A 6,807-nucleotide genomic window follows, 5' to 3' on the forward strand; every position below is an offset into this window, starting at 1 on the left:
ACCTCGAGTCATACCACTCCGACATGTCGTAGTCGCGTCCACTTGCCTTGGCGTGACCCGACGTTCCTAGTGTTGTTGCCATGTTGTTTCCTCCTCTGACAGTTGAGAATAACTTCCAACATTCAGTTGGCGGCAACGATTAGTTTCCGCCAGCGAAATTTAGACTTTACTGCTTACATCGAGTTCCCATTCTTTTTGATGCGGCATGATGTAGCCTCCCACAAGAGAAGTGTTGGTAATGGACTTGAATTAGTGCTTGCAGAGGATACTGGCAAGCCAGGCTCCCTAAAAACGGCGTGCTCCGTCAGAGCGCGCACCGGGCCGCGGAAACCTTGCGCAAAGTACGTGGTTTCGAAAGCTGGTAGTTGATTTTTAGCAGAAGAATATTGCAAATAGTTTGTGCAACCGGAATTAGGGATCTGGAACGCCAGGTGTTTACTTTGTATGTTTGATGTGGACTTTCCCCGGTGGGGGTGGCAGTGAGGACTACAGACGGCTACAGGAAGCATTTAACGGAGGTTTATGACTCTGGAGGAGCAGAAGCGTTAAAATCACTACCGCAGCGGTAAGCCGCTTCCTGTTCCGGTTTCCAGTTCCGGGCTCCGCCGTGCTGCAGGTCAAGCAAGTGAATTGAGCCCACCACGCCGACCAGAACAGCTGTTTTTTGATCCTTTACGCCAGGAAATACTCATGAATTTTTCGGAACGATGCTGGTTTTTTCTCCTGTTCTTTTTATTTAGCGCCGCTGCCGAGGCAAGTGCGATAAATAGTCTCAAGAATTTTATTCATAATACCCGTACTGTTAGAGCGGTATTTTTACAGACTGTTCTCGACAGAAGTGGACGTGCGGTGCAAAAAGGCGGCGGTACAATGCAATTCGAGCGTCCGGGCAAGTTTCGATGGATTTACGAGAAACCGTACGAGCAGCTTATTGTCGGCGATGGTTCCCGCATATGGTTTTATGATCGCGATCTTAATCAGGTAACAGTGCGCAAGCTGGATGTCGCTATCGGCAGCAGCCCTGCGGCATTGCTTGCGGGGAGCAGTGATATTGAAAATAATTTCGATCTAACAGAAATCGGCTTGCTGGGAGGCACAGAATGGCTGGAAGCCAAACCCAAAGCCAAGGAAAGCACGTTTGAATGGGTGCGCCTGGGGTTCGCGCCGGAGGGCACCCTGAAGAGCATGGAGTTGCATGATAACTTTGGCCAGACTACGGTGCTTACCTTTACCCGAGTGGAACAAAACCCCAGGCTTGCGCCGGAATTGTTCAATTTCAGCCCACCGGAAGGTGCGGACGTGATCAGTGACTGACCTGTTCGGGCAACGTGAAGCCGCCGCGCCGCTCGCCGAGCAGTTGCGTCCTCATGAACTGAAGGATGTTGTTGGGCAGCCGCATTTGCTCGGTCCGGGCAAGCCGCTACGTCTTGCGTTTGAATCTGGCAAGCCGCATTCGATGATCCTGTGGGGGCCGCCCGGCACTGGCAAAACGACACTGGCGCGACTGATGGCGAGGGCGTTTGACGCTGAATTCATCGCCTTGTCGGCGGTGTTATCGGGCGTCAAGGATATCAGGGAAGCGATTGAACGCGCGCAGGCCGTGTTGCAGCAATCCGGACGTCACACGATTCTGTTTGTGGATGAGGTGCATCGCTTCAACAAATCGCAACAGGACGCGTTTCTACCCTATGTCGAACAGGGATTGGTGACATTCATTGGCGCCACCACCGAGAATCCTTCGTTTGAGGTTAATAGCGCATTATTATCCCGGGCACAGGTTTATGTCCTCACTGCCTTATCCGAAGATGAGCTCGCTGCGCTGTTCAAGCGAGCGGAGCATTTTGCATTGCAGGGATTGAATTTTGCCGATGACGCTAGACGCTTATTGATCGAATATTCGGACGGTGATGCGCGGCGCCTGCTCAACTTTCTCGAGCAGATAAAAACTGCAGCGACGACCGAGGGAATTGCGGAAATAGGGGCGGAGTATGTGCATAATGCACTTTCTCGCGCCCAGCGCCGCTTTGATAAAGGCGGAGATGAGTATTTCGACCAAATTTCAGCGCTTCATAAATCGCTGCGTGGCTCTAACCCGGACGCGACGCTCTACTGGATGTGCCGGATGCTGGACGGAGGCGCCGATCCACGCTACATAGCGCGGCGCTTGATTCGAGCATCGGTGGAGGACATCGGTCTGGCCGATCCGCGTGCATTACGGGTAGCGCTCGATGCCTCGGAGACTTATGAGCGGCTGGGCAGCCCCGAGGGGGAATTGGCTTTGGCGCAAGCAGCACTTTATCTCGCTTGCGCGCCCAAGAGCAATGCCGCCTACCTTGCGTATAATAAAACCCGATCTTTTATCGGCGGTGATAAGTCGCGCCGCGTACCTGAGCATTTGCGCAACGCACCTACCCGCCTCATGAAGGATCTGGGCTTCGGACGAGACTACCGCTATGCTCATGACGATCCCGAAGCTTATGCCGCGGGAGAAAATTATCTCCCGGAAGGCATACCGGAGATTAAATTTTACAAGCCCGTCATGCGGGGATTTGAAAGTAAGATATCCGAAAGGCTGACGCACTTGCGCGAGCTGGACAGACAGGCAAAGAAAAAATCTAAATAAGGCTGTTATTGCCCGGCAAACGTTTTTTGGAGTTAGGATGTTAGACATTCAATTGTTGCGTACCGATCTGGCCCACGTGGCCAGGGTTCTCGCCACCCGTAATTATATTTTTCCCACTACGGAATTCAGTGCCCTGGAGGCAGAACGAAAGAATCTGCAGACCTATACGGAGGAGCTTCAGGCGCGGCGAAATGCCGCCTCCAGACAGATTGGTAACGCCAAAAGCAGAGGGGAGGACGTTTCGAGTATCCTTGCGGAGGTGGCTAGTCTTGGCGACGAACTAAGACAGGCGGAAGCTCAGCTACAAAAGACTCAAGCCGCGTTGCAGCAAATATTGCTGCAGATTCCCAATCTGCCCCATAGCAGCGTGCCGGAGGGCATTAATGAAGCCGATAATCGGGAGGTACGCCGTTGGGGAACCCCGCGGGCATTCGATTTTATGGTGAGAGATCATGTGAGCATAGGTGAAGGTCTGGGATTGCTGGATTTTCCGACCGCCACGAAACTTAGCGGCGCACGTTTCAGCTTGATGACGGGCGCGCTCGCACGGCTTCACCGTGCTCTCGCGCAATTCATGCTGGACACACATACACAGGAGCACGGCTATACTGAGGCATATGTCCCCTATCTGGTCAATGCGGAAAGTTTGCGGGGCACTGGGCAGTTGCCGAAGTTCAAGGAGGACCTGTTCGAGATCCCTCGAAAAAAAGCTGGTTCGGTTGAAGTTCTTTCGGGGCAAGAGAATTATCAAGATGCATTAACGAGTAATTCGACCTATCAGCCCGAAGATGATGATCTGTATCTGATACCCACTGCCGAAGTTCCGCTTTCCAATATGGTGCGCGATCGAATTGTTGCTCTCGAATCGCTTCCCATCAAGCTCACGGCGCATACGCCATGCTTCCGCTCAGAAGCGGGAAGCTATGGCAGGGATACGCGTGGCATGATCCGGCAGCATCAGTTCGAGAAGGTAGAGCTGGTGCAGATTGTGCATCCACAACATTCCTACGAAGCACTGGAGGAGTTGACCGGTCACGCGGAAACGATTCTTCAGAAACTGGAATTGCCTTATCGCGTGATGGCGTTATGCACGGCCGACATGGGTTTCTCGGCGGCCAAAACATACGACATCGAAGTCTGGTTGCCGGAGCAGAATGCTTTTCGCGAAATTTCTTCATGCAGTAATTGCGAAGCATTCCAGGCGCGGCGCATGCAGGCACGCTTTCGCAAAGAAAAAGGCAAGCCGGAATTATTGCATACCATCAATGGCTCGGGGTTGGCGGTGGGACGGACGCTGGTGGCGATTCTGGAAAATTTTCAAAATTCCGATGGGAGCGTATCCATTCCAGAAATTCTGCACCCTTATATGGGCGGCCTTGTTCGGCTTACAGCATAGAACACTATTTTTTTACATCACTTAGGGGGTTTTTATCATGCAGAACGTAACTGGCGGTGAAGCTTCTCCTGACACAATTTCGGATACATCCGCGCTAGAGGCCAAAGTGCGCAACAGCATTGCGCAGGGAAATAACGTTCGCGAAGAAGTACGGGACTTCACAGTGAAAGCCTTGAGTAGGGAGGACCAGGATCAGAAATCGCTACGGAAGGTGGTGACGGCGGTGATGAAAGGAGTGAGTGAAGGCGCTCAGCAAAAGCTACAACAAACACCTGCGCAGACGCAAACAGTACTTGAGCCTATACGCGACGCAGTCGCTGGATTGGATGCCGCGCTCGCGCAGCTTGCCGAAGCTTCAAAGCTGGCTTTGGAGGAGGCCGCAGGCCGGGCGCAAAAATTTTCAAATGAGGAGCTTACCCGCGCCCGCGCGGAACTGGAAAGTGTTGAGGGCCTTTTTCTGGATATCGTGCAGGCATCGGCTTCCGCCGCTCAGGAACTGGTGAAGGAAACCTTGGGGGATTTGATTAATCACGCCAAACGCAACGGGACCGCAGTTGGTTCTCAGGTGAAGGACACCCTCATGGTTTTTAATCAACAGATAACCTCGGTCGGACAGAACCAGCTAGAGGCGGGCATTGAGCTGACTCATGCCATCACCAATCTGATGCGTGAGGCAACTGCCGGGGTACTTGCCGAGATTGCAGAGCGCGTTAAACCGGACGATATACCCAAGGCAGATCGAGGTTAACTAATTTTTTGTAAGTGAGCGGTTCGGGAAAAATTCCACCAGCTGATCATTGGAATGGCGGCATTGACTTCCCGTTAAAAGAACAGGCCCTGCAATAGCTTTATTCAACCTGCAAATCAGACACTGCAGCCGTCCGCATCGCAAGCGCCACTTCCACTACTTGCTGGAACGGCCTCACTTGCCGGGTTAGCTTCAGCCGCTCCAGAGGATTCATCAATTTCTTCGGAAAGCAGCGCACCGATCGAGAATCCAATCGTAAGGTCGCTCACGTGTCCGAATTTATGCAGACGGATGTGCCCGGTTCTGTCGATCAGAATCAGCGTTGGCGTGCCCTGCATCTTATAAGCGTGCATGGTCAAGGGAACGCCTTTTGGTTCGCCATCATACTTGTCGATACCAATCGGAAATCGCAGCCGATACTCATGTATAAATACTTCGAGGGCGTCGGGGCCCATCACGGCGTGATGTTCGAAAACCGTGTGCAGCCCGATCACAGCTACGCGAGCAGGATCAAATTCCTGGTATATTCTCTGCGCCTGCGGAATACCTACCTGTACGCAACCGGGACAAAAGATCTGAAAAGTATGCAATACAACCACTTTCCCCCGCAGCGAGGCAAGCGTAATTGGTTTGGGTGTATTGAGCCATCCTGACGTTTGTAGCTCCGGAGCCATGCTTGCCGTAGCGGCGTTACTGGTTTCCGCCATTCTCATACCCTCTGGAAAATCTCATCAAATAGAACTGCTGAATAATTAAAACAGAAATGGCATCGCCGCGAAATTCTCCAGTTTTATAATAAGGGCCCGGTTTGGCGGGCCGATGCAAGTATTATGAAATTCCGGAACGCGGATTTGCTGTTATCCATGTTTTTAGAAGCACTTCCTTACTTCTTTTTGCCGCTGCAATAATAGGCGGAACCCGTCTGCTTCGTCAAGCAAGCGCGATTTTCCTTCGATAGCAATCAGAGGGACGCCACTGATCAAGCCTGGCCGTCATGAATTTGGGCGTTTCACGTTTCACCCTGATAGGCCGAGCCACACCTTCATCGGTACCCTTTCGCCACAACCCGCTCGAGCTTCAGCGCAAGCTCATTTGTTTCATTTTTTTGCTATATGGACCCATCTAATCATCTAAATAACGATTGAGATTCAACAATGGCAAGCTCAATGGTAAACTGCGCCGTACGAAGCAGGACGGCGCTATGCCAAAAGGATAAATCGGAACTCGGATACTCGCATTACCATAATTCAAATAGGGTAAAATCACCACAATTAGAAGAGGGGAAAATACCGTTTTTTAGAATAGGGGCATTATTAATTTTGCTTAACAAGATAAAGTTTCTTTCTTGTACGCTCCATTTTGCTGTGGTAGAATTTTTCCGTTTCAGTAGTGGCGATTCGGATAATAGTTGAAACCGATACTGTGAAATTTAGAAGAAATTTGATAAGCACAGACGAAAAAGCGGAATAATTTCCGCTGGAAACCCGCATGAAATATGGGTTCAAGCAACTTGATCGATCTATGTACTATGCTTAATAGGATAAGCATAGTACATATAACGTTCATGATATAAACGTAACCCGGCTTGATGAGCCTTCGTCCGTTTCCTGTTTTGATGATCCGGTATTGATATTAATCAGGAAATTTATTGTTTGGATTTTATTAATGGCTGCGCATAACAAATTTTTGTTTTTTGTTGGAACTTTGAACTTATGGAAATGCCGTTATTCTTAATGTTTGAATCCACATAAGGCCGTAGAATAACACAATTACCGACATTCGCAACATGGCTATTAGGCAGAAAAGATCCGGTAATCAGGGTGCTTTTGTCCGGCTATCAGGTAGGCGCCGAGCTAAACAAAAATGATCTGGAAGTCAGTCCGTGAGGCCATTCAAACGTCGCGGAATTTTGGAATTATTGGCTCGTACTGTAATCAGCAATCAAGTGGGGGGAGATATGAGTAGCAAAGCAGCAGCAACCATAGTTGGGATTGTGGCGACCGCATTGTATTCCGGACTGGGAATGGCGGCAGCGGCGGA

Annotated in this window: 5 protein-coding genes; 4 read left to right on the top strand and 1 reads right to left on the bottom strand. The window is 50.7% G+C overall.

Annotated elements, in window-relative coordinates; all coding sequences use genetic code 11:
- Window positions 1-690 precede the first annotated feature (690 nt).
- From lolA to BLS94_RS14220, 4 genes are read left to right on the top strand one after another with little or no spacing between them, the layout of a single operon-like run.
- Window positions 691-1,314 (top strand): outer membrane lipoprotein periplasmic chaperone LolA, encoded by a 624-nt coding sequence (lolA, locus tag BLS94_RS14205; RefSeq protein WP_090962561.1) that lies wholly within the window; start codon window positions 691-693, stop codon window positions 1,312-1,314.
- Window positions 1,307-2,623, top strand: a complete 1,317-nt coding sequence (locus tag BLS94_RS14210) for a replication-associated recombination protein A (protein ID WP_090962565.1) — start codon at window positions 1,307-1,309, stop codon at window positions 2,621-2,623. Before lolA ends, BLS94_RS14210 begins: the two co-directional genes overlap by 8 nt.
- A gap of 37 nt (window positions 2,624-2,660) precedes the next feature.
- Window positions 2,661-4,019: a serine--tRNA ligase gene (gene serS, locus BLS94_RS14215; RefSeq protein WP_072768976.1), complete on the top strand. Its 1,359-nt coding sequence runs from the start codon at window positions 2,661-2,663 to the stop codon at window positions 4,017-4,019.
- A 37-nt stretch (window positions 4,020-4,056) separates the two neighbouring features.
- A complete protein-coding gene (locus tag BLS94_RS14220) occupies window positions 4,057-4,767 on the top strand; it encodes a DUF6781 family protein (protein WP_072768978.1) in 711 nt (236 codons plus the stop codon).
- A 116-nt stretch (window positions 4,768-4,883) separates the two neighbouring features.
- On the opposite strand, the gene BLS94_RS14225 is transcribed toward BLS94_RS14220, so the two are convergent.
- A complete protein-coding gene (locus BLS94_RS14225; RefSeq protein ID WP_090962568.1) occupies window positions 4,884-5,474 on the bottom strand; it encodes a peroxiredoxin family protein in 591 nt (196 codons plus the stop codon).
- Window positions 5,475-6,807 lie beyond the last annotated feature (1,333 nt).

This window comes from Nitrosospira sp. Nsp18, from assembly GCF_900103145.1.
Lineage (GTDB): Bacteria > Pseudomonadota > Gammaproteobacteria > Burkholderiales > Nitrosomonadaceae > Nitrosospira.